This window comes from Janthinobacterium sp. TND4EL3 (assembly GCF_900156175.1).
Taxonomy (GTDB): domain Bacteria; phylum Pseudomonadota; class Gammaproteobacteria; order Burkholderiales; family Burkholderiaceae_D; genus Janthinobacterium.
In genome coordinates this window covers 201,102-225,560 of record NZ_FTMV01000001.1, presented here as the reverse complement: position 1 = coordinate 225,560, position 24,459 = coordinate 201,102, and the positions used below count along the sequence as shown (strand labels likewise).

Annotated in this window: 23 protein-coding genes and 1 tRNA gene; 14 read left to right on the top strand and 10 right to left on the bottom strand. The window is 62.1% G+C overall.

The genetic code is table 11. From position 1 onward, the window contains the following. From BXA07_RS01015 to BXA07_RS01005, 3 genes are all read right to left on the bottom strand, one after another. Nucleotides 1-249 (bottom strand): hypothetical protein, encoded by a 249-nt coding sequence (locus BXA07_RS01015; protein WP_071325858.1) that lies wholly within the window; start codon nucleotides 247-249, stop codon nucleotides 1-3. Then, complete coding sequence (locus tag BXA07_RS01010; protein WP_076564845.1) at nucleotides 249-2,072, bottom strand: aminopeptidase P family protein; 1,824 nt, start codon at nucleotides 2,070-2,072, stop codon at nucleotides 249-251. The genes BXA07_RS01015 and BXA07_RS01010 overlap by 1 nt, the downstream gene beginning before the upstream one ends. An 83-nt stretch (nucleotides 2,073-2,155) precedes the next feature. Next, on the bottom strand, nucleotides 2,156-2,854 hold the full coding sequence (locus tag BXA07_RS01005) for a Crp/Fnr family transcriptional regulator (protein WP_076564843.1): 699 nt from the start codon (nucleotides 2,852-2,854) through the stop codon (nucleotides 2,156-2,158). A 180-nt stretch (nucleotides 2,855-3,034) separates the two neighbouring features. Here BXA07_RS01005 and BXA07_RS01000 point away from each other — a divergent pair, with 180 nt between their 5' ends. The 9 genes from BXA07_RS01000 (at nucleotide 3,035) to BXA07_RS00960 (ending at nucleotide 12,453) form a co-directional block, all read left to right on the top strand. Beyond that, the gene (locus tag BXA07_RS01000; protein ID WP_076564841.1) at nucleotides 3,035-4,966 is read left to right on the top strand and encodes an AMP-binding protein; all 1,932 of its coding nucleotides are present in this window, start codon (nucleotides 3,035-3,037) and stop codon (nucleotides 4,964-4,966) included. A gap of 14 nt (nucleotides 4,967-4,980) precedes the next feature. Further along, nucleotides 4,981-5,796 carry an ABC transporter ATP-binding protein gene (locus BXA07_RS00995; protein ID WP_076565612.1) on the top strand — a complete coding sequence of 272 codons (816 nt, stop codon included), beginning with the start codon at nucleotides 4,981-4,983 and terminating at the stop codon, nucleotides 5,794-5,796. 23 nt (nucleotides 5,797-5,819) lie between these two features. Continuing rightward, the gene (locus tag BXA07_RS00990) at nucleotides 5,820-6,716 is read left to right on the top strand and encodes a branched-chain amino acid ABC transporter permease (RefSeq protein WP_212592262.1); all 897 of its coding nucleotides are present in this window, start codon (nucleotides 5,820-5,822) and stop codon (nucleotides 6,714-6,716) included. A gap of 57 nt (nucleotides 6,717-6,773) precedes the next feature. Next, nucleotides 6,774-7,832, top strand: coding sequence for a branched-chain amino acid ABC transporter permease (locus tag BXA07_RS00985; RefSeq protein WP_076564837.1), 1,059 nt, complete (start codon nucleotides 6,774-6,776; stop codon nucleotides 7,830-7,832). A 64-nt stretch (nucleotides 7,833-7,896) separates the two neighbouring features. After that, entirely contained in the window at nucleotides 7,897-9,216 is a 1,320-nt protein-coding gene (locus BXA07_RS00980; protein ID WP_076564835.1) for an ABC transporter substrate-binding protein, read from the top strand. A gap of 125 nt (nucleotides 9,217-9,341) precedes the next feature. Next, entirely contained in the window at nucleotides 9,342-10,181 is an 840-nt protein-coding gene (locus BXA07_RS00975; protein ID WP_076564833.1) for an ABC transporter ATP-binding protein, read from the top strand. Between the two features lie 15 nt (nucleotides 10,182-10,196). After that, complete coding sequence (locus BXA07_RS00970; protein WP_076564831.1) at nucleotides 10,197-10,550, top strand: MmcQ/YjbR family DNA-binding protein; 354 nt, start codon at nucleotides 10,197-10,199, stop codon at nucleotides 10,548-10,550. A 1-nt stretch (nucleotide 10,551) separates the two neighbouring features. After that, nucleotides 10,552-11,808 (top strand): phenylacetate--CoA ligase family protein, encoded by a 1,257-nt coding sequence (locus BXA07_RS00965; protein ID WP_076564829.1) that lies wholly within the window; start codon nucleotides 10,552-10,554, stop codon nucleotides 11,806-11,808. A 63-nt stretch (nucleotides 11,809-11,871) separates the two neighbouring features. Then, a complete protein-coding gene (locus BXA07_RS00960) occupies nucleotides 11,872-12,453 on the top strand; it encodes a hypoxanthine-guanine phosphoribosyltransferase (RefSeq protein ID WP_076564827.1) in 582 nt (193 codons plus the stop codon). 48 nt (nucleotides 12,454-12,501) lie between these two features. Here the strand turns inward: BXA07_RS00960 and BXA07_RS00955 are convergent, their stop codons facing one another. The 3 genes from BXA07_RS00955 to BXA07_RS00945 form a co-directional block, all read right to left on the bottom strand. Then, a complete protein-coding gene (locus BXA07_RS00955; RefSeq protein ID WP_076564825.1) occupies nucleotides 12,502-13,455 on the bottom strand; it encodes an NAD(P)H-dependent flavin oxidoreductase in 954 nt (317 codons plus the stop codon). A gap of 101 nt (nucleotides 13,456-13,556) precedes the next feature. Further along, nucleotides 13,557-14,480: an MBL fold metallo-hydrolase gene (locus BXA07_RS00950; protein ID WP_076564823.1), complete on the bottom strand. Its 924-nt coding sequence runs from the start codon at nucleotides 14,478-14,480 to the stop codon at nucleotides 13,557-13,559. Nucleotides 14,481-14,488: 8 nt separating this feature from the next. Further along, entirely contained in the window at nucleotides 14,489-14,704 is a 216-nt protein-coding gene (locus BXA07_RS00945) for a DUF1289 domain-containing protein (RefSeq protein ID WP_076565610.1), read from the bottom strand. A 281-nt stretch (nucleotides 14,705-14,985) separates the two neighbouring features. Between BXA07_RS00945 and BXA07_RS00940 the strand changes: the two genes are divergently transcribed. Both BXA07_RS00940 and BXA07_RS00935 read left to right on the top strand, forming a co-directional pair. Then, nucleotides 14,986-15,399: a CopG family transcriptional regulator gene (locus BXA07_RS00940; protein WP_076564821.1), complete on the top strand. Its 414-nt coding sequence runs from the start codon at nucleotides 14,986-14,988 to the stop codon at nucleotides 15,397-15,399. Nucleotides 15,400-15,453: 54 nt separating this feature from the next. Next, complete coding sequence (locus BXA07_RS00935) at nucleotides 15,454-16,722, top strand: extracellular catalytic domain type 1 short-chain-length polyhydroxyalkanoate depolymerase (RefSeq protein ID WP_244556140.1); 1,269 nt, start codon at nucleotides 15,454-15,456, stop codon at nucleotides 16,720-16,722. Here the strand turns inward: BXA07_RS00935 and BXA07_RS00930 are convergent. The 3 genes from BXA07_RS00930 to BXA07_RS00920 all read right to left on the bottom strand — a co-directional run bounded on the left by BXA07_RS00930 (nucleotide 16,715) and on the right by BXA07_RS00920 (nucleotide 21,244). Continuing rightward, nucleotides 16,715-17,866 (bottom strand): response regulator, encoded by a 1,152-nt coding sequence (locus tag BXA07_RS00930; protein ID WP_076564819.1) that lies wholly within the window; start codon nucleotides 17,864-17,866, stop codon nucleotides 16,715-16,717. The two genes, BXA07_RS00935 and BXA07_RS00930, sit on opposite strands and share 8 nt — an antisense overlap. Before the next feature lie 31 nt (nucleotides 17,867-17,897). After that, nucleotides 17,898-20,945, bottom strand: coding sequence for a response regulator (locus BXA07_RS00925; protein ID WP_076564817.1), 3,048 nt, complete (start codon nucleotides 20,943-20,945; stop codon nucleotides 17,898-17,900). A gap of 95 nt (nucleotides 20,946-21,040) precedes the next feature. Next, nucleotides 21,041-21,244 (bottom strand): cysteine-rich CWC family protein, encoded by a 204-nt coding sequence (locus BXA07_RS00920; RefSeq protein ID WP_076564815.1) that lies wholly within the window; start codon nucleotides 21,242-21,244, stop codon nucleotides 21,041-21,043. A gap of 231 nt (nucleotides 21,245-21,475) precedes the next feature. On the opposite strand from BXA07_RS00920, the gene argB reads away from it, so the two are divergent. Together argB and BXA07_RS00910 are read left to right on the top strand one after the other, a co-directional pair. Then, complete coding sequence (argB, locus tag BXA07_RS00915; RefSeq protein ID WP_010393729.1) at nucleotides 21,476-22,369, top strand: acetylglutamate kinase; 894 nt, start codon at nucleotides 21,476-21,478, stop codon at nucleotides 22,367-22,369. 65 nt (nucleotides 22,370-22,434) lie between these two features. Continuing rightward, nucleotides 22,435-22,509, top strand: a tRNA-Thr gene (locus tag BXA07_RS00910). Nucleotides 22,510-22,665: 156 nt separating this feature from the next. Here the strand turns inward: BXA07_RS00910 and BXA07_RS00905 are convergent. Further along, on the bottom strand, nucleotides 22,666-23,535 hold the full coding sequence (locus BXA07_RS00905; RefSeq protein WP_244556139.1) for a TraB/GumN family protein: 870 nt from the start codon (nucleotides 23,533-23,535) through the stop codon (nucleotides 22,666-22,668). Nucleotides 23,536-23,625: 90 nt separating this feature from the next. On the opposite strand from BXA07_RS00905, the gene BXA07_RS00900 reads away from it, so the two are divergent. After that, complete coding sequence (locus BXA07_RS00900) at nucleotides 23,626-24,360, top strand: pyrimidine 5'-nucleotidase (protein ID WP_083707979.1); 735 nt, start codon at nucleotides 23,626-23,628, stop codon at nucleotides 24,358-24,360. Nucleotides 24,361-24,459: the final 99 nt, after the last annotated feature.

Here is a 24,459-nt window from a genome sequence, read left to right as displayed (position 1 = left end):
CTAGGGCTTTTTCGTCAGCTGCTTTTCAAACGCCACGTCGAGCTTGCTGACGCGGCGCGCCTTTTGCGGTCCCAGGCCATTGACGAAGGCGACAAAGGCGTCGAGTTCCAGCGGCGGGCACAAAGGCGGCAAGCCGGGGCCTTCCGTGAGGAAGAACAGTTCATCGCCCGTGCGCGCCATCGTGTAGAGGCGGTTGCCGCTGCGTTCCTTGAGCCGCTCGATGGCGGACGTGGCGCGGGTCGAGCGCATCAGATGGCTCCCGTGCGCTGTTCCAGCCACGCCAGCGCAGGCGCATCGGCCGGCGCCGCCAGGTGCGGCGCCAGGCGCGCGCGCACGGTGGCGTGGTAATCGTTGAGCCAGGCCGCCTCGTCGTCGCGCAACAGCGAGCGTTCCACGCAGCGCGTGTCGATCGGGCACAGGGTCAATGTCTCAAAACGCAGGAATTCGCCGAAGGACGTCGTCCCCGCCGGCACGTTCAGCACCAGGTTCTCGATGCGGATACCCCACTGGCCGGGACGGTAGATGCCCGGCTCGATGGAGGTGATCATGCCCGGTTCCATCGCCGTCTGCGGCTCCGGCATGGCGGACTGCGAAATCGATTGCGGCCCTTCGTGGACGTTCAGGAAGAAACCCACGCCGTGGCCCGTGCCGTGGCCAAAGTCGATGCCTTCGGCCCACAGGGGCGCGCGGGCGATGGAATCGAGCATGGGCGACTTCACGCCGCGCGGGAACTGCGCGCGCGACAGGGCGATCATGCTGCGCAAGACGAGGGTGAAATCGCGCCGGTGTTCGGCCGTGATCGTGCCGACGGGGACCACGCGCGTGATGTCCGTCGTGCCGCCCAGGTACTGGCCGCCCGAATCGATCAGCAGCAAGCCGTCGCCTTCGATGGTCGCCTCACTGCCCGCATGGGCGTGGTAATGCATGATGGCGCCATGCGCATTGAAGCCGGCGATGGTGCCAAAACTGGGGCTGACAAAACCGGCGCGGCGCGCGCGCGCGGCCGTCAGGTGCTCGTCGACGCCGATTTCGGTCAGCGGCGCGCGCTGCGGGTCGGCCAGGGTGGCATCGAGCCAGCTGAAAAATTCGCACAGGGCGGCGCCATCCTGCTCCATGGCGGCGCGCACGTGCGCCGCTTCGCTGTCCGTCTTGCGCGACTTGGCCAGGGTGGTGGGGTTGATGGACTCCACCACGCGCACGCCGTCGGCCACGGCCTGGCGCGTGCCGAAGGTGATGCGGCGCGGGTCGAGCAGCAAGGTGGCGCCGGCAGGCAACGCGGCCAGCGCGGCGGCAGCACGGTCATACGCGGCCACGTCCACGCCTTCGCTCTCCAGCGTGGCGCGCAGGGCGGCGGGCAGCTTGCCATCGGCGACGAACAGGGTGGCGCGCTCCGGCCCCACCAGCGCATGGGCGAGGAAGACGGGATTGTAGTTGACGTCGGCGCCGCGCAGATTGAACAAATACGCGATATCGTCGAGCGTGGAAATGACGTGGTGGCTGGCGCCGTGCGCCGCCATGCCGGCGCGCAGGGCTGCCAGTTTTTCATTACGCGACAGGGCCGGATAGGCGGGTACATGTTCAAACACGGGCGCGGCAGGCATGGCCGGGCGCTGCTGCCACACGGCTTGCAGCAGGTCGGTATCAGTGCGCAGGGTCACTTGCTCGCCCAGCGCCTGCTGCAGCAGGCGTGCATTGGCCAGGCCCAGCACGGCGCCGTCGACGGCCACCGTCTGCCCCGGCCGCATGGTTTCGCCCAGCCAGTCGATATACAGCACGCTGGCGCCGGACGGGATTTTCTTCAGGACGATGCCGCTGCCAGCCAGTTCCGTTTCCGCCTGCTCCCAGTAGCGGCCATCGGTCCACACGCCGGCGAAATCCTGCGTGACGACCAGGGTGCCGACGGAACCCGTAAAGCCCGACAGCCACTCGCGGCCCTGCCAGCGGGCCGGCAAGTACTCGGACAAATGCGGGTCGGCCGAGGGCACGATCAGGGCATCGATGTGCTGCGCGCGCATGGCGGCGCGCAGTTCGGTCAGGCGGGAGGCGGGGTTACTCTGAACGGATGTCTGCATGGGGGCGAAAAGGTGCGGTGCTGGGAAGTGCCTATGATACCGCGATTAGCGGGGCGCTTGCAGTGCGTTCCGGTGACGCAGCCTCACTCGCCATCATCGGCCTCGTAGCGGCGCAAGCCATCCAGGTCGAGCACGCGGATGCCGCCGTAATCTAGGCGCAATAAACCCTTTTTTTCCAGTACCTGCAAGGCCTGGTTGGCGCGCTGGCGCGAGGAGCCGGACAGCAGGCCGATTTCTTCCTGCGACAGCTGCACCAAGGTTTCCACGCCCGGATACAAATGCGAGTTGAACATCGACGCCAGGCAGCGCGCCACGCGCGTGTTCAAATCGAGCAGACGCTCGTTCTCCACCATGCCGATGAACTGGCCCAGGCGCTCGTTCAGCTGCATCAGCAAAAAGCGCGTGAATGGCAGGCTCGTTTCCAGCAGCCAGTGGAAGGTGGCGCCAGGCAGGCGTGCCACGCGCGTGTCGCGCAGGGCCATGGTGTCGTATTTGCGAATTTCGTTCTTCAGCAATGAACCTTCGCCGAACCAGCTGCCGGGCGGCACGCCGATGAAGGTCATGGCCTTGCCGGAGGCGGAAAAATTATTCATCTTGACCATGCCGCTGATCACGCCGATCCAGTTGTCCACCGGCTCGCCCTTGCGGCAGACAAAACCGCCTTTCGGCACGAAAGTCTCGAACACATCGGCCTCGACCCGCGCCAGTTGCACGGGGTCGAGCAGTTGCGCCCAGTTGGCCGCGCGCACGGCATCCTTGAGACTGATATCAGCTGTGGTCATTGTGCAATGCACCATCGAAAAGTGGGTAAATGTCCCCGAAAAGACAACTCGGCAAACTAACGCAAGCTACTATCATTACACAAACGCAGCACATATAAAAAACACAGAGCGCCACACGACGAGGTGGCGCCTGAGACACGCAACAGGGAGACACTGGTGCATACAACGACTACGGCAGCAATGCCAACTTTTCCGCGGCGCTTATTGCAACACGGAGCAATACGATCCGACAAGCCCGCATTTCGCGAAAAACACCTGGGCATCTGGCAAACCTGGAGCTGGTCCCAGGTCAATGACGAAGTGCGAGCGTTGGCCTGCGGCCTTGCCGCCATCGGTTTCCAGCGCGGCATGAACCTGGCCATCATCGGCGACAACCGCCCGCGCCTGTACTGGGCCATGCTGGCCGCGCAGAGCCTGGGCGGCGTGCCGGTACCGTTGTACCAGGACGCGCCGGCCGCCGACATGGCCTATGTGCTGCAGGATGCGGAAATCCATTACGCCATCGTCGAAGACCAGGAACAGGTCGACAAGCTGCTCGAACTCAAGGCGCTGTATCCACACGTTGCCCACATCGCCTATGACGATGAGCGCGGCATGCGCCATTACCGCCAGCCGGAGCTGATTTCCTTCGCCGGCCTGCAGGCGCTGGGCAGGATCTACGATCGCGAACATCCGGGCTTTTTTGACGCTTCCGTTGAGCAGGGCAACGGCCAGGATTCCGCCGTCATGCTGTACACCTCGGGCACCACCGGCAAGCCGAAAGGCGTGTGCCAGAGCCACGCGGCGCTGCTGGCCGCCGGCGAAGGCTGCGTCGCCTTCGACAAGCTCACCGACAACGAGGACATCCTCTCCTACCTGCCCATGGCATGGGTCGGCGACTGCCTGTTCTCGCTGGCGCAGGCCATGGTGGCAGGTTTCACCGTCAACTGCCCCGAATCGGGTGACACGGTGATGATCGACATGCGCGAAATCGGCCCCACCTGCTATTTTGCTCCGCCTCGCGTGTTCGAGAACATGCTCACCAGCGTGATGATACGCATGGAAGACGCAAGCGCTCTCAAACGCGGCATGTTCAGGCATTTCATGAACGTGGCCAAGCGCTGCGGCGCGCAGATCCTGGATGGCAAGCCAGTCTCGCTGGCGGACCGCCTCAGTTACAAGCTGGGCGAAATCCTCGTCTACGGCCCCCTGAAGAACGTGCTGGGACTGACGCGCGTGCGCGTCGCCTACACGGCCGGCGCCGCCATCGGCCCGGACCTGTTCCGCTTCTACCGCTCGATCGGCGTCAATCTCAAGCAACTGTACGGTTCCACTGAGACGTGTGCCTACGTCTGCCTGCAGCCGGACGGCAATATCAAGTTCGACAGCGTCGGCTTGCCGGCGCCGGGCGTGGAAGTCAAGCTGGCGGCCAATGGCGAAGTGCTGGTCAAGTCGCCCGCCACCATGAGCGGCTACTTCAAGCGCCCCGATGCGACAGCCGAAGTGATCGACGACGACGGCTATTTCCATACGGGCGACGCGGGCGTTTTCGACAGCGAAGGCCACCTGAAAATCATCGACCGCGCGGCCGACGTGGGCAAGATGAATTGTGGCGCCATTTTTGCGCCCAACTACATCGAAAACAAGCTCAAATTCTTCCCCTTCATCAAGGAAGTCGTTGCCTTCGGCCATGCGCGCGACCAGGTGTGCGCCTTCATCAATATCGACATCGAGGCGGTGGGCAACTGGTCGGAACGGCGTGGCATCGCCTATTCCGGCTACACCGACCTGGCGGCCCGCGCCGAGACCTACGGTTTGATCCGCGACTGCATCGAGCAAATGAATGCGGAACTGGCGAGCGACCCCTTGATGGAGCGCACGCAAGTGCACCGCTTCCTGGTACTGCACAAGGAGCTCGATCCGGACGACGACGAACTGACCCGCACGCGCAAGGTGCGCCGCAAGTTCATCGCCGAGAAATACGCGGTGCTCATTTCCGCCCTGTATGAGGGCAAGGCGACGCAATACATCGAGACCCAGGTGAAATTCGAGGATGGCCGCATCGGTTCGACCAGCGCCGACCTGCAGATCTGGGAAAGCAAAACGTATCCGGCCCTGGGCCTGGCTGCATGATGGAGCACAGCACGATGCAAATGAACGAACCCGATGCGCATTTCGGCACGACCCGCAAGACCGGCCCCGTGATCCTGGACCTGAAGAATATTTCGCTGTCGTTCGGCGGCGTGAAGGCGCTGACCGACATCTCGTTTGACGTCAAGCAGCATGAAATCCGCGCCATCATCGGCCCGAACGGCGCAGGCAAAAGCTCGATGCTCAACGTGATCAACGGCGTGTATCGTCCGCAGCTGGGCGAGATCATCTACCGGGGCGAACACCGGCGCGGCATGGATTGCTACGCGGCGGCCAAGTCCGGCATTGCGCGTACCTTCCAGAACATCGCCCTGTTCAAGGGCATGACGGTGCTCGACAACATCATGACGGGACGCAACCTGAAGATGAAGTCGAACTTCCTCCTGCAAGCCCTGTACTGGGGCCCGGCACGGCGCGAGGAAATCGAGCACCGCAAGAAGGCCGAAGAGATCATCGATTTCCTGGAAATCCAGGCCATCCGCAAGACGCCCGTGGGACGCCTGCCCTACGGCCTGCAAAAGCGCGTGGAACTGGGGCGCGCACTGGTGGCCGAACCGGAGATTTTGCTGCTGGACGAGCCAATGGCCGGCATGAACGTGGAAGAAAAGCAGGACATGTGCCGCTTCATCCTCGACGTCAACGACCAGCTGGGCACGACCATCGTGCTGATCGAACACGACATGGGCGTGGTAATGGATATCTGCGACCGCGTGGTGGTGCTCGACTACGGCAAGAAGATCGGCGACGGCACACCCGACGAGGTGCGCAGCAACCAGGATGTCATCAACGCCTATCTCGGCGTGGCCCACTAGGACGCATTGGACTCCGTATGAATATCAATTTTTTCTTTGAAGTGCTGATCGGCGGCCTGCTGTCTGGCGTCATGTACGCGCTGGTGGCGATCGGTTTCGTCCTGATCTACAAGGCCTCGGGCGTATTCAACTTCGCCCAGGGTGCGATGGTGTTCTTCGCCGCCCTCACCTGCGTCGGCATCATGGACAAGTTCGGCCTGTCCTTGTGGCTGGCTATCCCCTTGACGATGCTCACCATGATAGTGCTGGGCATGGCGATTGAACGGGTGGTCCTGCGTCCGCTCGTCAACCAGCCCGAGATCACCCTCTTCATGGCCACCATCGGCCTGACCTTTTTCATCGAGGGCCTGGCGCAGCTGATGTGGGGCTCGCAGGTGCACAAGCTGGACCTGCCGATCGAAGACGTGCCGATGCAGTTCCTGATGGACCACTTCGACATCAATATTTCGCAATTCGACATGGTCGCCGCCGGCGTCTGCGCAGTACTGGTCATTTGCCTGGCGTTGCTGTTCTCGAAAACCAAGGTGGGCCGCGCCCTGCGCGCCGTCGCCGACGACCACCAGGCGGCGCTTGCCGTGGGTATTCCACTGCAACGCATCTGGGCCGTCGTCTGGGGCGTGGCCGGTCTGGTGGCCCTGGTGGCAGGCTTGCTGTGGGGCGCCCGCAACGGCGTGCAGTTCGCCCTCACCTTCGTCGCCCTGAAGGCCCTGCCGGTGCTGATCCTCGGCGGCTTTACCTCGGTGCCGGGCGCCATCGTCGGCGGCCTGATCATCGGTGCGTCGGAAAAACTGGCCGAAGTCTACATCGGCCCCATGGTCGGCGGCGGCATCGAAGGCTGGTTCCCGTATGTGCTGGCCCTGCTGTTCCTGCTGGTGCGTCCGGAAGGCCTGTTCGGCGAGAAGATCATCCGCCGGATCTGATGACGCACACCATGCACACCATGCACAACGCTACCGCTCCATCGCAAAGGACACGCCATGATTTACCGTGAAGCAGGACAATTCAAGACCAGCTACCAGGCCGACAACCAGATCTTTCCGATCAGGCAAGACCGCCTGGCGCTGACGGCCACGCTGCTCGCCGCCGTCTTCCTCCTGCCGTATTTCGCCTCGCCCTATCTTCTGTCGGCGATCATGATTCCCTTCCTGATCTTCGCCCTGGCCGCGCTGGGTCTGAACATCCTGACCGGTTACGCGGGCCAGCTGTCGCTGGGCACGGCGGCCTTCATGGCCGTCGGCGCTTTCGCCTCGTATAACTTCATGGCGCGCCTGCCCGGGCTGCCGCTGCTGGTATCGTTCATCCTCGGTGGCCTGTGCGCGGCCATGGTGGGCATCGCCTTTGGCCTGCCTTCCCTGCGCATCCGCGGCTTCTACCTGGCGGCCTCCACGCTGGCGACGCAGTTCTTCGTCGTCTGGTGCCTGACCAAGATTCCGTACCTGACCAACTACAGTTCGTCGGGCGTGATCACGGTGCAGAAAATGAGCATCCTCGGCTACCAGTTCGACACGCCGCAAAGCAAGTACCTGCTGGTGCTGGCGATTGTTGCCGGCATGGCCCTGCTGGCCAAGAACATGATCCGCTCCAATGTGGGCCGTTCGTGGATGGCCGTACGCGACATGGACATGGCGGCCGAAGTGATCGGTTTCAGACTGATGCGCACCAAGCTGCTGGCCTTTGCCGTCAGCTCGTTTTACTGCGGCGTGGCCGGCGCGCTGTACGCGTATGCCTACCTGGGCACGGTGGAACCGGAAGCGTACAACCTGGACCTGTCCTTCCGCATCCTGTTCATGATCATCATCGGCGGCGTCGGTTCGATTTTAGGTTCCTTCCTCGGCGCGGCCTTCATCGTGCTGCTGCCCATCGTCCTCAATACCATCGCGCACGGCCTGTCGCTGCCCACCAGCGTAGCCTCGAACCTGGAACTGATGGTGTTCGGCGCGCTGATCATCTTCTTCCTGATCGTCGAACCGCACGGCCTGGCCAGGCTGTGGCAGATCGCCAAGGAAAAGCTCAGGTTGTGGCCTTTCCCGCACTAGGAATTTGTACCTTGCAGTCAGATGTCGGTTCTGTTGAAAACCAAATAAAACAAGAGGAGACACAATGAAACACATCAAATCGCTCATGCTGGCCGCCGCCATCGCCAGTGCCGCACTCACCATGGCCGGCAGCGCCCAGGCGCAGGACAAGGAACAGTATATCGCCCTGCCCTCCTACCGCGTCGGTCCTTACGCGGCCGGCGGCTCCGGTTTCTACGGCGGCATCATCGACTACTTCAACCTGGTCAACCAGGCCGGCGGTGTCAATGGTGTCAAGATCAGCTGGGAAGAATGCGAAACGGAATACAACCCCTCGCGCGGCGTCGAATGCTATGAACGCCTGAAAACCAAGCAGGGCGGCGCCACGTTGGTCGAAACCCTGTCCACGGGCGTCGCCTACGGCATCCTCGACCGCGTGGCGCAGGACAAGATTCCCATGACGATGATCGGCTACGGCCGCTCGGACGCCGCCAACGGCAAGGTCTTCCCTTACGTGTATCCGCTGATCTCCAGCTACTGGAGCCAGGCGGCCGCCATGATCAAGTACCTGGGCGACAAGGATGGCGGCATGGACAAGCTGAAGGGGAAAAAAATCGTCCACCTTTACCACGATTCGGCCTTCGGCAAGGAGCCGCTGCCCGTGCTCGAAGCGCTGTCCAAGCAGTACGGCTTTGAGCTGATCAAGATTCCCGTCGCCCCGCCCGGCAGCGAACAGCAGTCGCAATGGCTGCAAATCCGCCAGGCCAAGCCGGACCACGTGATCCTGTGGGGCTGGGGCGTCATGAACTCTGTTGCCATCAAGACGGCGCAGCGCAACGGTTTCCCGCGCGACAAGATGCTGGGCGTGTGGTGGGCTGGTTCCGAGGAAGACACCATTCCATCGGGCGATGCGGCCAAGGGCTATACGGCGATGAGTTTCAATACGCCGGGCAACTACCCCGTGCTCGACGACATCCGCAAGAAGCTTTACGCAGCTGGCAAGGGCAACCTGGCCGACCAGTCGCGCATCGGTTCCGTCTATCACATGCGTGGCGTGACGGCCGGCATCCTGTGGGTGGAAGCGATCCGCGTGGCGCAGGAAAAGTTCGGCAAGGGCAAACCGGTCACGGGTGAGCAGATGCGCTGGGGCCTGGAAAACCTGAACGTCGACGATGCACGCCAAAAGGCTGTGGGCGCACTGGGCATGTTCCCCACGGTGAAAACCAGTTGCGACGATCATGAAGGCTCGGGCGCCGTGAAAGTGCAGCAGTGGGATGGCAAGAAATGGACCGCCATCACGCCGAAATGGATCGTCGGCGACAAGGCGCTGGTACGCAAACTGGTCGAGGAATCGTCCGGCAAATACGCCGAAGAGAAAAAGATCACGCCGGCGTGCATGAAGTAAATCGCTGCCGATGGTGGTGTCGGATTACGGCCTGCGGCCTAATCCGACCTACGCCGCATTCTTGTAGGTCGGATTAGCGTCGCGTAATCCGACAAGCATCAACACCCTATGAAAACGAAGCAGCCATGACACCCACTGCCACGCAAACACCAGACACCGCGCCGCCGCCCTACCTGTCGGTGAACAATATCGAAGTCATCTACGACCACGTGATCCTGGTCCTGAAGGGCGTGTCACTGCAAGTCCCGCAGGGCAAGATCGTGGCGCTGCTGGGCGCCAACGGCGCCGGCAAGTCGACTACCCTGAAAACCATCTCGACCCTGCTGCGCGGCGAACGAGGTGATGTCACCAAGGGCGAAGTCCAGTTCAAGGGCGAACGCGTGGACCAACTGACGCCGAATGAACTGGTCAAGCGCGGCCTGTCGCAGGTGATGGAAGGGCGCCACTGTTTCGGCCACCTGACGATCGAGGAAAACCTGCTGACGGGCGCCTACACGCGCAGCCTGTCGCGCGGCGAGCTGAAAGACGCGCTGGACAAGGTGTATCACTATTTCCCGCGCCTCAAAACGCGGCGCGCTAGCCAGGCCGGCTATACCTCGGGCGGCGAGCAGCAGATGTGCGCCATCGGCCGCGCGCTGATGGCCAAGCCCTCGATGATTTTATTGGACGAACCCTCGATGGGCATCGCGCCGCAAATCGTCGAAGAGATCTTCGGCATCGTCAAGGATTTGAACCACAAGGAAAACGTCTCTTTCCTGCTGGCCGAACAGAACACCAACGTGGCCCTGCGCTACGCCGACTTCGGCTACATCCTGGAAAACGGTCGTGTCGTGATGGAAGGACAGGCCCAGGAACTGGCCAGCAACGAGGACGTCAAGGAATTTTATCTGGGCGTCTCCGGCGCCGGGCGCAAGAGCTTCCGCGACATGAAGTTCTACCGCCGCCGCAAGCGCTGGCTGGCCTGAAGACAGCGGGGCATCATGGATCTGGAACGGGCGAAAGAAGTGTGCCGTGCCTTTCCCGGCGCGACCGAAGACATCAAGTGGACGAATGTGCTGGCGTTTTGCGTCGGCGGCAGGATGTTCGCCCTGTGCGGCGCGGAAGCGCACAGCACGCGCGGCATGAGCTTCAAGGTCGATGCGGACCGCTTCCTGGAATTGACGGACCGTCCCGGTTTTCGTCCCGCACCGTATCTGGCAAGGGCCAAATGGGTGCTGGTCGCCAGCCACGATGCGCTCGACGACGCTGAAATGGCCGCCCTGCTGCACCGCTCCTATCGCCTGATCGTTTCCAGGCTGACAAAAAAACTGCAGTTGACATTGGAGAATCCGTAACATGACCGATACGCTCGACAGTCTGGAAGCACGCGCCCCCGAAGCGCGTGAACGCGAATTGATGGCCGGTCTGCCGCAGCTGATCGCGCGCGCGCAACAGGCGCCGGGCTGGGCCCGCATCCTCGATGGCGTCAACGCCGCCGACGTCACCAGCCGCGCCGCGCTGGCGCAGCTGCCCGTCACGCGCAAGTCCGACCTGAAGCACTTGCAGCACGGCGAATTGCCGTTCGGCGGCCTGAATACGACCCCGAAAAACGCCCTGTCGCGCGTGTTCGTCTCGCCCGGCCCCATCTTCGATCCCGAAGGCCGTGGCCAGGACTGGTGGCGCTTCGCACGGCCCATGTATGCGGCTGGCGTGCGCGCTGGCGGCCTGCTGCAGAACTGCTTTTCGTATCACTTCACGCCAGCCGCCTTCATGGTTGAAGGGGGCGCCGCGCGCATCGGCTGCACCGTCATCCCGGCCGGCATCGGCCAGACGGAAATGCAGGTACAGGCGATGGTCGACCTCAAGCCCGACACGTATATCGGCACGCCGTCCTTTTTAAAGCTGATCATCGAAAAGGCGCGCGAAATGGGCGCCGACATCAGCAGCGTCACCAAGGCCGTGATGGGCGCGGAAGCCTTGCCCGAATCCCTGCGCAGCTGGTTTGCCGAGAACGGCGTGCCGCACGTTTTCCAGACCTATGCCTCGGCCGATATCGGCAGCATCGCCTATGAAACGGCCAGCCATGGCAAGCTCAATCCCGGCATGGTCGTTGACGAAAACGTGCTGCTGGAAATCGTCCATCCGGGCAGCGGCATTCCCGTCGCGCCGGGCGAAGTGGGTGAAGTGGTGGTCACCGTCTTCAATGCCGACTACCCGCTGATCCGCTTTGCCACGGGAGATTTATCGGCCGTGCTGGTCGATGCGCCGGATTCGCCATGCGGCCGCACCAACACGCGCATCAAGGGGTGGATGGGACGCGCGGATCAAACCACCAAAGTCCGCGCCATGTTCGTGCATCCGTCGCAGGTGCATGAAATCACGCGCCGCCATCCGCAGATCAGGAAGGCGCGGCTGGTGGTGTCGGGACGCATGGCCAACGACGAGATGACCTTGCATTGCGAAGTCGACGATCCGCATGACGGCAGCGGCGTGGAAGCCATCATCGGTTCGATCCGCGAATTGACCAAGCTGCGCGGCGACGTGGCGCTGGTGGCGGTGGGCAGCCTGGCGCTGGATGGGAAAATCATCGACGACATGCGCGATTACAAATAAGGCCGATTTGCGGGATAATACCGGCATTGACCATCAGCCCCATTCATCGCCATGCAAGAGTCCATGCAAGAATTTCATCACAACCGTGCCCGTGACCTGATCAAGAACGCGGAACTGCTGTTCGACCAAGATACCGTGCAGGCGTCGATCACGCGCATGGCCGATGTGCTCAACACGCGCTTCAACGCCGCGGATTCGAAAGAGTTCCCGCTGGTGCTGGGCGTGATGGGCGGCGCCGTCGTATTTACGGGCAGCCTGCTGCCGCAACTGAGCTTTCCGCTCGAATTCGACTACATCCACGTCAGCCGCTACGGCGACGACGACAAGGGTGGCGAAGTGGTGTGGAAAGTCATCCCCCGCTCGAACGTGGCGGGCCGCACCGTCATCGTGCTCGACGATATTCTCGATGAAGGCGAAACCCTGGCGCACGTCAAGCAGCGCTTGCTGGACATGGGCGCCTCGGAAGTCATCCTGGCCGTGTTCGCCGACAAGGCCATCGGCAAGAAAAAGCCGGTACAAGCCGACATCGTCGGCCTGGTGATTCCGAACCGCTTCGTCGTCGGCTTCGGCATGGATGCGTACGGCTACTGGCGCAACCTGCCGGGCCTGTGGGCCATCAAGCCCGAGGATTTGAAACAGGAATAGCGCATATTCGGATGACGTGGCATACCGCGTTATCCTGCATCAGCAGCATTACAGTTTCAACCGCGCGCGCGCCGCATCATATTCTGCCTTCAGGCGCGCCACCATCTCTGCCACGCTCGGCACGTCATCCATCAAGCCCACGCCCTGGCCTGCGCCCCAGATGTCGCGCCAGGCCTTGGCGCTGCCGGAGCCGAAATTCATCGCGCTCTTGTCCGCTTCGGGCAAGGCTTCCGGATCGAGTCCGGCCGCTTCGATCGATTTTTTCAGGTAATTGCCGTGCACGCCCGTAAACAGGTTCGTGTAGACGATATCCGCTGCGGCAGACTCCACGATGGCCTCGCGGTAGCCGTCGCTGACGTTCGATTCCTTGGTCGCCAGCCAGCGCGAACCGATGTAGGCAAAGTCGGCGCCCATCGCTTGCGCGGCCAGCACGGCGTCGCCCGTGGCGATGGAGCCCGACAGCGCCAGCGGGCCGTCGAAGAATTTGCGCACTTCGCCCACCAGCGCGAACGGCGACAGGGTGCCCGCGTGGCCACCGGCGCCGCTGGCGACCAGGATCAAGCCATCGACGCCCGCTTCCAGCGCCTTTTTCGCGTGGCGGATCGAGATCACGTCATGCAGCACGATGCCGCCATAGCTGTGGATGGCATCGAGCATTTCCTTGGGCGGCGCGCGCAACGAGGAAATGATGATGGGGACCTGGTGTTTCACGCACACTTCCACATCATGCGCGAGGCGGTCGTTCGACTGGTGCACGATCTGGTTGACGGCGATCGGCCCGACTTTTTTATCGGGATTGGCGGCCTGGAAGGCGGCCAGCTCGGCCTGCAGGTCGGTCAGCCAGGTGTCGAGCAATTCGGCCGGACGCGCGTTCAGGGCGGGGAAGGAACCGACGATGCCGGCCTTGCACTGCGCCGCGACGAGAGCCGGGCCGCTGGCGATGAACATCGGCGAGGCGATAACGGGTAAGGAGAGGTTTTGCAACGCAACAGGCAATGCCATGGCGGACTCGCTGGAAAGTTGATCGGACGTGAAAAGTCACACTGAGCGTTGATTATAGTGCAGAAAAAGTACGATCGTGCTGAATTTATCGCAGGCCCGCCTCAGCCATCATTCAGCAAGTACTCACCCTCGACACGTGCCGCTACAGCCCTAAGTAACTGGGAAACGGCCCACTCGGCCAGCGCATCCGCTTCCTGGCGCAGGAAGCGCCGGTTGGCCTCCTCGAAGATGGGCATGCCGCGCAGCAGGGCCGGTATGTCGGCGAGCGCGATGCGCTGGCGCTCCAGCAGCAGGAATTTCAGCAACACCTTGACCGCATTCTGCGCATTGCGCACGGGGTCGGACGCCAGGTAGTCGAGACGCGACCAGGCGCGCTGCAAGGCGCCGGCGGCATCCGTGAATGGACGCCCGTGGCCGGGGATCACAACGCGCACGTCCAGGCTGGCAATCAGGTCCAGGGTGGCGCGCGCTTCAAGAAAGCCGGAACCGCCATCGAGTTCGGGGAAGATCACGCCAAAGCCGTTTTCCCACAGGGCGTCGGCGGAGATCAAAATGCCCTCTTCGGCGCAGTAAAAAATCAGGGAATGGGGGTCGTGGCCCGGTGCGCCCAGCGCCTGCCAGGCCATGTCGGCCAAAATCAAGGTGTCGCCGGGCGAGACGGTGGCGTCAAAGCCGAAGCGCGGGCATTGCTGTCCCGTGGCCTGGAAGCTCAGGGCGTCCACGTCCCAGTTGCGCACTTTGTCCGCTTCGGTCACCGGAATGGCCGTGTGGCAGCCGTATTCGGCCTGCAGCAGGGCATTGCCGCCGCAATGGTCGGAGTGCAGGTGAGTATTGAACAGGCGATCCAGGGGACGGCCCGCCAGGCTGTGGCGCAGCAGGGCCAGAGTTTGCGGCGCGTGCGTGACATAGCCGCTGTCGATCAGGGCCGTGTCATCCTTCCCGTGGAACAGGATGTTATTCGACGACAGCCAGCCTCGCTCGAATACCTGTACAGCATCGGGGAACAGCGCGGACGGTCGCGGCATCGTCGTCCTCAGTCGAAGTCGATCATGGCATCGCGGCCCGGCAACTGGGCCCACACGGCGCGCTTGAAGTCGTCGTCGGCCTTGCTCCAGGCGATGATTTCGTCGAGCGTGCGCAAGCAGCCCTCGCACAAACCACTGTCGCGGTTCATTTTGCACAGGCTGACGCAGGGCGACGGCACGGGGGACGCCAGCACGGCGGGAACAATTGGCGGGGTATCGACCATCATGAAGCGGCATCGGTGACTGTGAGGCCTTCATTATGCCGCGAAAGCGCCACAGCGATACGGCAATCAAGCACAACAATGTTTCCTTCGCCACATGTTTCAAGATGGAACATTATTAAAAAATTATTTGCTGCACATTTATTTTGCGCCGCCCTGTCGCTCTGCGGGACCCTGTCCTACATCCAGATCAGGCAAGATCCTGCTTGACTTGAGATATTTCAGAACTATACTACCATCCATGTAGATGGCAATTGGATGCCACACGGAGTTTCTGGAGACTTATGGCCAAGCAAGACAACAAGCCCAAAATCGGGGAATCAGAAAAAATCACGATCAATCTGGGCTTGATCGACCTGGGGCAGATCGATCTGCTGGTCCAGGAAGGATTTTATTCCAACCGCACGGACCTGATCCGTACGGCCATACGCAACCAGTTGGGTACCCACGCCGACGTGGTCAGACAAACCGTCGCCCGTAAAAGCCTGGTATTGGGCATGCAGCATTATTCGCGCGCCGACCTGGAAGCGATCCAGGCAGCCGGCCAGCGCCTGCAGATCCAGGTGCTGGGACTGGCCAGCATCGCCAGCGACGTCTCGGTGGAGCTGGCACTGGCCACCATCGAGTCGATTTTCGTATTAGGTGCCCTGCACGCCAGCACCGTCGTCAAGACGGCGCTCGCAGGGCGAATTCACTAGCGTATTGGTTTGCGGCGATGACCCGGCCGATGCGCGGCACCGTTAAGGATGGTCATGAAACTACCTCAAAACATGTTGGCGCAAATGCGCGCCGCAACCCGCAAGCTGATGGGCAGAGGCCCTGCCGCCGCCACCGAAGCCATCCAGCAAGCGTTGGCCGCGGCTGGCCTGGCTCCACAGGCGACAGCCACGCAGCCGTCGCCACAACCCATGCACGATATCAATCCACCTCCGGCACCAGCGCAGGCCCGCGCCCGGCAGCCGCAGGCAGACGCCACAGCGGAAGCGCCTGCCGCCCCGCCCACGCCCGCGCAGGCGGCTCAGGACTTCGCGCAAGACTTCATGGCGCGCCTGGGCGTGCCCGCCGGTGTGGGCCAGCACGGCTTCGACATGCCCAGCTTCGAGCTGCCGAATTTCCACCCGCCCGGTTTCAACACCCCGGCCACCGCGCCGCCAGACGTTCCCGACGGTGCCCAATTCATCGACGGCGTGTACCGCAACCATGCTGGCACGCGCTCCTACAAGCTGTATATCCCGAGCAGCTATCACGGCCAGGCCATGCCGCTCGTCGTCATGCTGCACGGCTGTACGCAAAATCCCGACGATTTCGCGGCCGGCACGCAGATGAATGCGCTGGCCGAAGAAAAGGAGTGTTTTGTCGTCTACCCGGCGCAGACGCAGGGCGCCAACAGTTCGCGCTGCTGGAACTGGTTCAACGCCATCGACCAGCAGCGCGACCAGGGCGAACCGTCGCTGATCGCCGGCATCGCCCAGCAAGTCATCGACGACTACCCGGTCAACGAGCGTGAAGTGTTCGTCGCCGGCTTGTCGGCGGGCGGCGCCATGGCCGTCATCGTCGGCACCTTGTACCCCGATCTGTTTGCCGCCGTCGGCGTGCATTCCGGCCTGCCCTTCGCCTCGGCACAGGACTTGCCATCGGCACTGGCGGCCATGAAGGGCGGCGCCATGCCCAATGCCCGGCGCAAGGCGCCGGCGGGCGGCGTGCCCATCATCGTTTTTCACGGCGACCGCGACACCACCGTCAACCTGCGCAACGGCGATGAACTGATCGCCCAGGGTGTGCGCAGCCAGGCTGGCGGCAAGACTGCCAGGACCGCATCCGTCGACGGCAGCGTGCCGAATGGCCACCGCTACACGCGCACCACGCACAGCCAGGCCGACGGTTCTCCGCTGGGTGAATACTGGATCATCCATGGCGCCGGCCATGCCTGGTCCGGCGGCAGCGACAATGGCAGTTACACGGACGGCAAGGGCCCGGACGCCAGCCGGGAAATGCTGCGCTTCTTCAAAACCGTCAGCTGATGTTTTCGGCGAAGGGGGCGATCTGCCGCTGCTTGTCGGCGATCTCGCACACGCCGTCGGCATAGCGGTTGGAGATGGCGATGAACTGCTCCTGGATCTCGAGAAAAGCGTCGACGATCTCGGCGTCGAAATGCGTACCGCGCCCCTCGACGATAATCTGCACGGCCTGCGCATGGCCCATGCCCTGCTTGTAGATGCGCCGGCTGATCAGGGCGTCATACACGTCGGCCAGCGCCATCAGTCGCGCCGAAATCGGGATATCCTCGCCGGCCAGCCCCTGCGGATAACCGCTGCCATCCCATTTTTCATGATGGCTATAGGCAATCTCCTTCGCATACTTGAGGAAATCGACCTCGATGCCCAGCTCGTGCTCGGCCGCCAGGATGGCATCGCGCCCCAGCGTAGTGTGCGTCTTCATGATGGCCATTTCGTGCGGTTCGAAACGCCCCGGCTTGAGCAGGATATGGTCGGGGATGCCCACCTTGCCGATATCGTGCAGCGGCGCCGTCTTGAACAGCAGTTCGATATTTTTGTCCGTCAAAAAAGCACGGAAGCGCGGCAGGCCACGCACTTTTTCGGCCAGCGCCTTCAGATAGTGCGAGGTACGGCGGATATGGTTGCCCGTCTCGCTGTCGCGCGTCTCGGCCAGCGAGGCCATGGCGTGGATGGTGACATCCTGCAGTGCCTTGACTTCCTGCACGCGGCGCTCCACCTCGGTTTCCAGGTACTGGTTCTGGTCGAGCAGGAAATCCTGCATCTGCTTCATCGCCAGCTGTGTCTTGATGCGCGCCAGCACGATGGGCGCCGAAATCGGCTTGGTGATGTAGTCGACGGCGCCCAAGGCCAGGCCCAGCTGCTCGTCGGCCACTTCGCTCATGGCCGTGACAAAGATCACGGGAATGCCAGCCGTGATGGGATCAGCCTTCAGCGCGCGGCACACATCGTAGCCGCTCATACCCGGCATCATGATGTCGAGCAGGATCAGATCCGGCTGGTCGCTGCCGGCGGCGATCTTCAGGGCACGCTCGCCATTGACGGCAATCTTCGTGCGGTAATCGTCTTCCAGCACCGCACGCAACAGGTCGATATTGTCTGGCGTGTCATCGACCACCAGGATGGTTGGCTTGCTTGCCGGCGCTCTCATGCCCGTCCTTCGCTCTGCATAATTATCCTTGTCACAATGTCAGCTCCAGCGCGTCGGCCACCTCGCCCAACTGCGCCAGCGCACCTTCGAAATCATATTGCCCCAGCATGCGCTTCAACTGACGAGCGTGTTCGGCCTGCCCGGCCGCGACCAAGACGGGGCCGATGCCGTCGAGGTGCTTGACGGCCTGCGCATCATCCTGCTGCAACAGCTGCGACAGCTCGCGCAAACCCGCTTCCAGGCGCGCCCGGTCCACAGGCGCCGCCACCGTACTACCTGGCTCGACCACATTGCCACGCGACTGCATGGCCAGCACGATTTTCGGCACCAGCTCGTCGAGCGCCAGGGTACAGGCGGCCAGTGCCTGTGGCAAACCGTCGTGCGAACCCAGGCTGAGCAAATGCTCTACCCGCGCCGCGCTGTCGGCCAAACCACCGGCACCGATATTGCCAGCCAGGCCTTTCAGGGTATGGGCTTCACGAATCGCCGTTTCCAGCTGGTTATTCTCGATGGCGGCAACGATACGCTGCATGGCATCGAACTGGGTTTCCACAAAACGGTCCAGCAATTTTCGCATCAAAGTGGCATTGCCGCCCACGCGGCGCATGGCTTCCGCCATTTTCAGCCCGGCGATCACGGGCAACTCCGCTTCCGGCTGCGCCACCACCGCCGCCATTTCCTGCGGTGTGGCCGGCGCGATCCAGCGCGCCAGGGTACCAAACAGCTGCGCCACGTCGATCGGCTTGGCGATGAAATCGTTCATGCCGGCGTCCAGGCATTTTTCCTTGTCGCCCACCATGGCATTGGCCGTCATGGCGATCACGGGCAAATTGGAGTAGCGCGGATCCTGGCGCAACTTGCGGGTGGCCTGGTAGCCATCCATTACCGGCATCTGGCAATCCATCAACACGCCGTCATAGGTGTTTTCCTCGATTTTCGCCAGCGCGATGGCGCCATTGCTGGCGATATCGACGCGTATACCGGCGTCGTTAAGAATATGCTCCGCCACTTCCTGGTTGACCTCATTGTCCTCCACCAGCAGCAGCCAGGCACCGCGCAGGGCGCGCTCGTCGTCGCGGTAGCTGCTCTGGCGCTGCGTCTTGCGGCTTTGCCCCGTCACGCCTCCAAACACGAACGAAATCTGGTCAAGCAAGGTCGAGGCGCTGATCGGCTTGTTCAATACGCCGTCGAGCGGCAGATCGCGCTGGCGCGCCGCCTCCAGCAGCGCTTCACGATGAAAGGCCGTCACCATGATGCAGGCGGGAGCCGCATCGATGCCGGCAGCATCGGCGCGGATGCCGGCCAGGGTATCGAGGCCGTTCATGCCAGGCATTTTCCAGTCCATCAGCACGAGCCCATACGGGCGTCCTTCTGCACGCGCCTGCGCCACGGCGCCGATGGCCAGCACGCCGCCATACACGGCACGCGCCTCGAAGCCGAGCGCCGTCAGCATGTTGACGAAGATTTCACGCGCGCTGGGGTTGTCGTCGACCACCAGCACGCGCAGGCCCTCGAACTGCTGCTGATGCTGCAATTGCGGCAGGCTGTCGCGCGGCACGGCGGCAAGGCCGAAGCGGGCCGTGAAAAAGAAGGTGCTACCCACGCCAGCTTCGCTTTCCAGGTCAATTTCGCCTTCCATCATTTCCACCAGGCGCTTGCTGATGGTCAGGCCCAGGCCCGTGCCGCCATGGTGGCGCGTAGTGGAGGTGTCTGCTTGCGTAAAGGCCTGGAACAGCTTGCTGCGCTGGGGCGGCGTCAGGCCGATGCCCGTGTCGCGCACCTCAACACGCAACACCGCCGCATGTTCTTCCAGCTGCTGCAGGCGAATGCTGACGACGATCTCGCCTTTCTCTGTAAACTTGATAGCGTTATTGGTGAGGTTGATCAGCACCTGCCCCAGGCGTAGCGGATCGCCCTGCAAGGCGTTCGGCACGTCAGGGGCGATGTCGAACAGCAGTTCGAGCCCCTTGTCCTGCGCGCGCATCACGGACAGGTCGGCGATCTGCGCCAGCACGTCCTCGAGGAAGAAATCGACCTTTTCAAAGGCCATCTTGCCCGCCTCGATCTTCGAAAAATCAAGGATGTCGTCGATGATGGCCAGCAGGTTCTTCGAGGCCGATTCCACCTTTTCCAGGTAATTGCGCTGGGTCGGCGTCAGTTCGGTCTGCAGTGCCAGATGGGTCATGCCGATGATGCCGTTCATCGGCGTGCGAATCTCGTGCGACATATTGGCCAGGAAATCCGACTTCATCTTGGTCGCATCCTCGGCAACCTCGACGGCATGGCGCAGGTCCTGCTCGACGGCTAGGCTGGTACTCATGTTTTTGAGCGCCTGCAGCAATTCGCCCGTCTCATCGCGTGACGTCACCTCGATGACGGAACTAAGGTCGCCGTTGGCGACGCGTGTGGCGATTGCCACCGCCTCGCCCAGCGGACGCGTAATCGAACGCGCCGACCAGGCGAAGGCCTGGCCAATCAGCAAGGCTGTCAAGCCTATGCCTCCCATCAGCATCAGCGAGGTGTCGATGTCGTTGCGTATCCTCGCCGCGCTGTCGCGGATCTGCTGCTGCTGCAGGTCGTCAAGCTGGCCCACGTAGAATAGTACCTTTTCCAACACAGGTAACGTAACCGTCTGCATGGCCTGTTCCGCGCCAGCATCATCACCGCGCTCGACCAGTGCGAACATCGCCTTGAGGGAAACATAGTAATCGGCGCGTGCGCGGTGCATCTGCTGCAACAGACGCCGCTCCTCCGGCCGTGCATCGAGCCCGTCGAGCACCCGCACCTGTTCATCGATACCAAGCTTGATCGCTTCCAGGCGTGCCTGATTGGCCTGGCGCAGCGCCAGCTGGTGTTGGATCGGCAGGCTGGCAATGCGCGTGGCTGCCTCGCGTGCCAGCCCATGGATCTTGCTGGTAGCCTTGGCGGCGACCCAGTCGCGCTGCAGAATATCGTCGGTCTCGGCGCGGATCGCGTAAATGCGGCTGCCCGACAGCACGATGACGACCAGCATCAACACGATCAGGATGGCATAGCCCGCATTAATGCGCACGCCGATCCGGATATCCCTGAAACGCATGACAATTTCCTATAAGTAACTATTGAAACCGAAGTCTGAACGTATTACCCTACAGAATGCAAGGTTTTTTGAGAAGGATTTACGCGCCAAAGCGCTTATTTGGCCGATGTTGCCACTTTCTCAGGGCTATTTAGCGCGGCAATATGTGCTTGCAGGCAGGCCGGGCACCAGCAGCCAATCGCGCTACTGACCGGCACGGAGACAGCGGGCGGCAAAGCCGCGCACCAGCATGGTCCGCTGGCCTGCGGATCAGTCTGGCCGCACTGGAACGTGGCGCCGCAGCGCGTGCACTGGCTCATGGCTGTGTTTGAAACGACAAGTGTGTGACACGCCGCACCGGGGAGCGATGCAGATGTAACTGGCAGTAAAAGGGCTGGCGGGGGGACATATCGGGCTAGACTATAGGATCATCAGGGAAAATACAACAAGATCGCCCTATAATGCCGCCAAGATTTTCTTCTTCCCTGTAAAATCGCACCAATCTATTTTCCGGACTCGCCATGAATCAACTAGCTAACTTGAACCTGGACATGAATGACGACTTGACGGCGGTGTCGCCGCAAATCAAGGCGCAGATTCTGGCCGAGGCCCTGCCATATATTCGCAATTTCCATGGCAAAACCATCGTCATCAAGTACGGTGGCAATGCCATGACGGACGAACGCCTGAAACACGGTTTCGCGCGCGACGTCATCCTGCTCAAGCTGGTCGGCATGAACCCCGTCGTGGTCCACGGCGGCGGACCGCAGATCGACAACGCGCTGAAAAAAATCGGCAAGCAAGGCACCTTCGTGCAAGGCATGCGTATCACCGACGAAGAAACCATGGAAGTGGTGGAGTGGGTGCTGGGCGGCGAAGTACAGCAGGATATCGTCATGCTGATCAACCATTACGGCGGCCAGGCTGTCGGCCTGACGGGCAAGGACGGCGGCTTGATCCGCGCGCGCAAGATGCAGATGCCGGACCGCGAGCATCCGGGCGAATTCCTCGACATCGGCTTTGTCGGCGAGATCGACGCGATCAACCCGGCCGTCGTCAAGGCGCTGCAGGATGACGCCTTCATTCCCATCATCTCGCCGATCGGTTTTGGCCAGGATGGCCAGGCCTACAACATCAACGCCGATGTGGTGGCGGGCAAGATCGCGGAAATCCTGAAGGCGGAAAAGCTGATCATGATGACCAACATCGCCGGCGTGCAGGACAAGCAGGGCAACCTGGTGACCGACCTGTCGGCGCGTGAAATCGACGAGATGTTCGCCGATGGCACGATCTCGGGCGGCATGCTGCCGAAGATCTCGTCGGCGCTCGACGCCGCCAAGTCCGGCGTGAACACGGTGCACATCATCGACGGCCGCATCGAACACTCATTATTGCTGGAAGTGTTGACCGAGCAGGCTTTTGGTACTATGATCCGTTCGCACTAACAAAATCGCAATGCATCACAGCGAGTAGTTTGGCGGCGCAGATCACCTGGCGCCGCTTTTAATTTGCCCTTGTAGCTCAGTGGTAGAGCACTCCCTTGGTAAGGGAGAGGCCACGTGTTCGATCCACGTCAAGGGCACCAGTATCCTTTCCCCGCAGCTGTAAAAATGCCCATGGCGGCGTTGTACTTCCTCGCCGTACATGCGTACTGTCTTCGTCTCGGCGCCTTGCCCTGAACACTTTTCATCTGCTCTGCCGCGTGTTTTGCGCAGCTGAGCTACGTCATCCCTTCTGCAGCTCAATAAATCCGCTCGACCTTCAAGCCCTTCTGACGCAATAAATCCGGCACGCTTTTCGCCCCGACCAGGTGCAGCACGCCGATGGCGGCCAGGCTGTGCTGTTCGCGCGCCAGGAGTTTGGCAATGCCATCGGCCAGGGCCGGGTTGCGGCCATCTAACAACACCTTTTGCACGAACTGCGCGGCGAACGAGGGATCCGTCGCCGCCTTTGCCGCCAGCTTGTCGAAGGCGGCCGCGTCGGCGTTGCGCCACGCATCGGCGATCTCGCGCGCTTCCTGGCTTTGTTCCTGATCCTCTATCGACGCCACGCCGTCTTCCAGGAAGCGGCACTGGTCGGCCAGCGACATGGCGCCAAACAGCGCCATCTGTCCTTCCATCGATTCGAGTTCCACCACGGGGATCTTGCGTGCCTTGGCCTGCTGCGACAGATAATTGTCGACGGCCAGGTCGGAGCGGTAGCCGAGGGTGGAAAATTCGCCGATGGCCAGCACGCTGGCGAGCATCCATGGCTTCATCGGCGCCACCGATTCGGCTGGAATGCCGTATTTTTTCAACAACGGCGCCAGGCGCGGGGCCAGGGTCTGGCGGCAGTCGGCAGGCACCTTGCTGCCCGGCGCCTCCATGCCGTATTTCAGCACGGCGCCAACAGCCTTGCGCGGATCGGCGCCGGGATCGATCTCCAGCGCCAGCGCCCCGGCCCGGTGCAGCGCCTGCGTCACGGTGGGTTCGAGCGGGTAAAAATCGGGCGCGCCGACATGGATGGTACCGAACAGATACAGGGTGTGGGCCGCGTCCTGCACCTTGAACAGGACGCCCCGGTTTTGCGCCACGGGCGGCGCTTCGGCAAACGCCGCCCGCAACGGCAGCAAGAATAATCCGCAAAATATCACTATAATCTGGCGTCGCATGGTTTTCCTGATCGTTGAATTTTTCATCTTCTCTCGCTAGCAAAGACTCTCGTGCCTGTGTCCCATCTTAACCGCTCGTCGCCGGTCTGGCTGTTTGACCTCGACAACACGCTGCACAATGCCTCGCATGCCATTTTCCCCACCATCACGGCCAATATGAACACGTATATTGCCCGCGTACTGGGCGACGGTGTGACGCCGGCCGACGATGCCATCGTCAATGCGGCGCGCGCGGCCTACTGGCACCGTTACGGGGCCACCTTGCTGGGCATCGTCAAGCACCATCAGGTGCAGGCCGCGCATTTTTTGCACGAGACGCACGCCTTCGACGATTTGCGCGCCATGATACGCGCCGAGCGGGGGCTGGGGGCTTTACTCAAACGCCTGCCTGGCCGTAAAATTTTACTCACCAACGCGCCGCTGCGCTATTCGAGCGACGTGATGCGCCACCTGGGACTGCGCCAGCACTTTTCACACCACGTCGCCATCGAGGCGATGCAGGTACACCGCCAGCTGCGGCCCAAGCCATCGACACTGATGCTGCGCAAACTGATGCGCAAGCACCAGATCCGCCCCGGCCGCTGCATCCTGGTAGAAGACACCCTCGCCAACCTGAAGGGCGCAAAAAGACTGGGCCTGCGCACGGCCTGGGTCACGCAATACCTGAAAATGGCCGATCCGATCGGCGTGGCGAAGCTGCCCAAGGCGTTAAATCGCCCCGCTTACGTCGATGTCAAAGTAAAATCTGTCCGGCATTTGGCACGCCGCCTTCACCGTCTGCGTTGAAGGGGACTCCCGGGCTTGCGGCTGACGCCGGAAGCCGCACCGCTAGCGGCGGTGACGGACCTCCCCATCAAGGCAGCATTTTTTTAACGACAAGAGAAA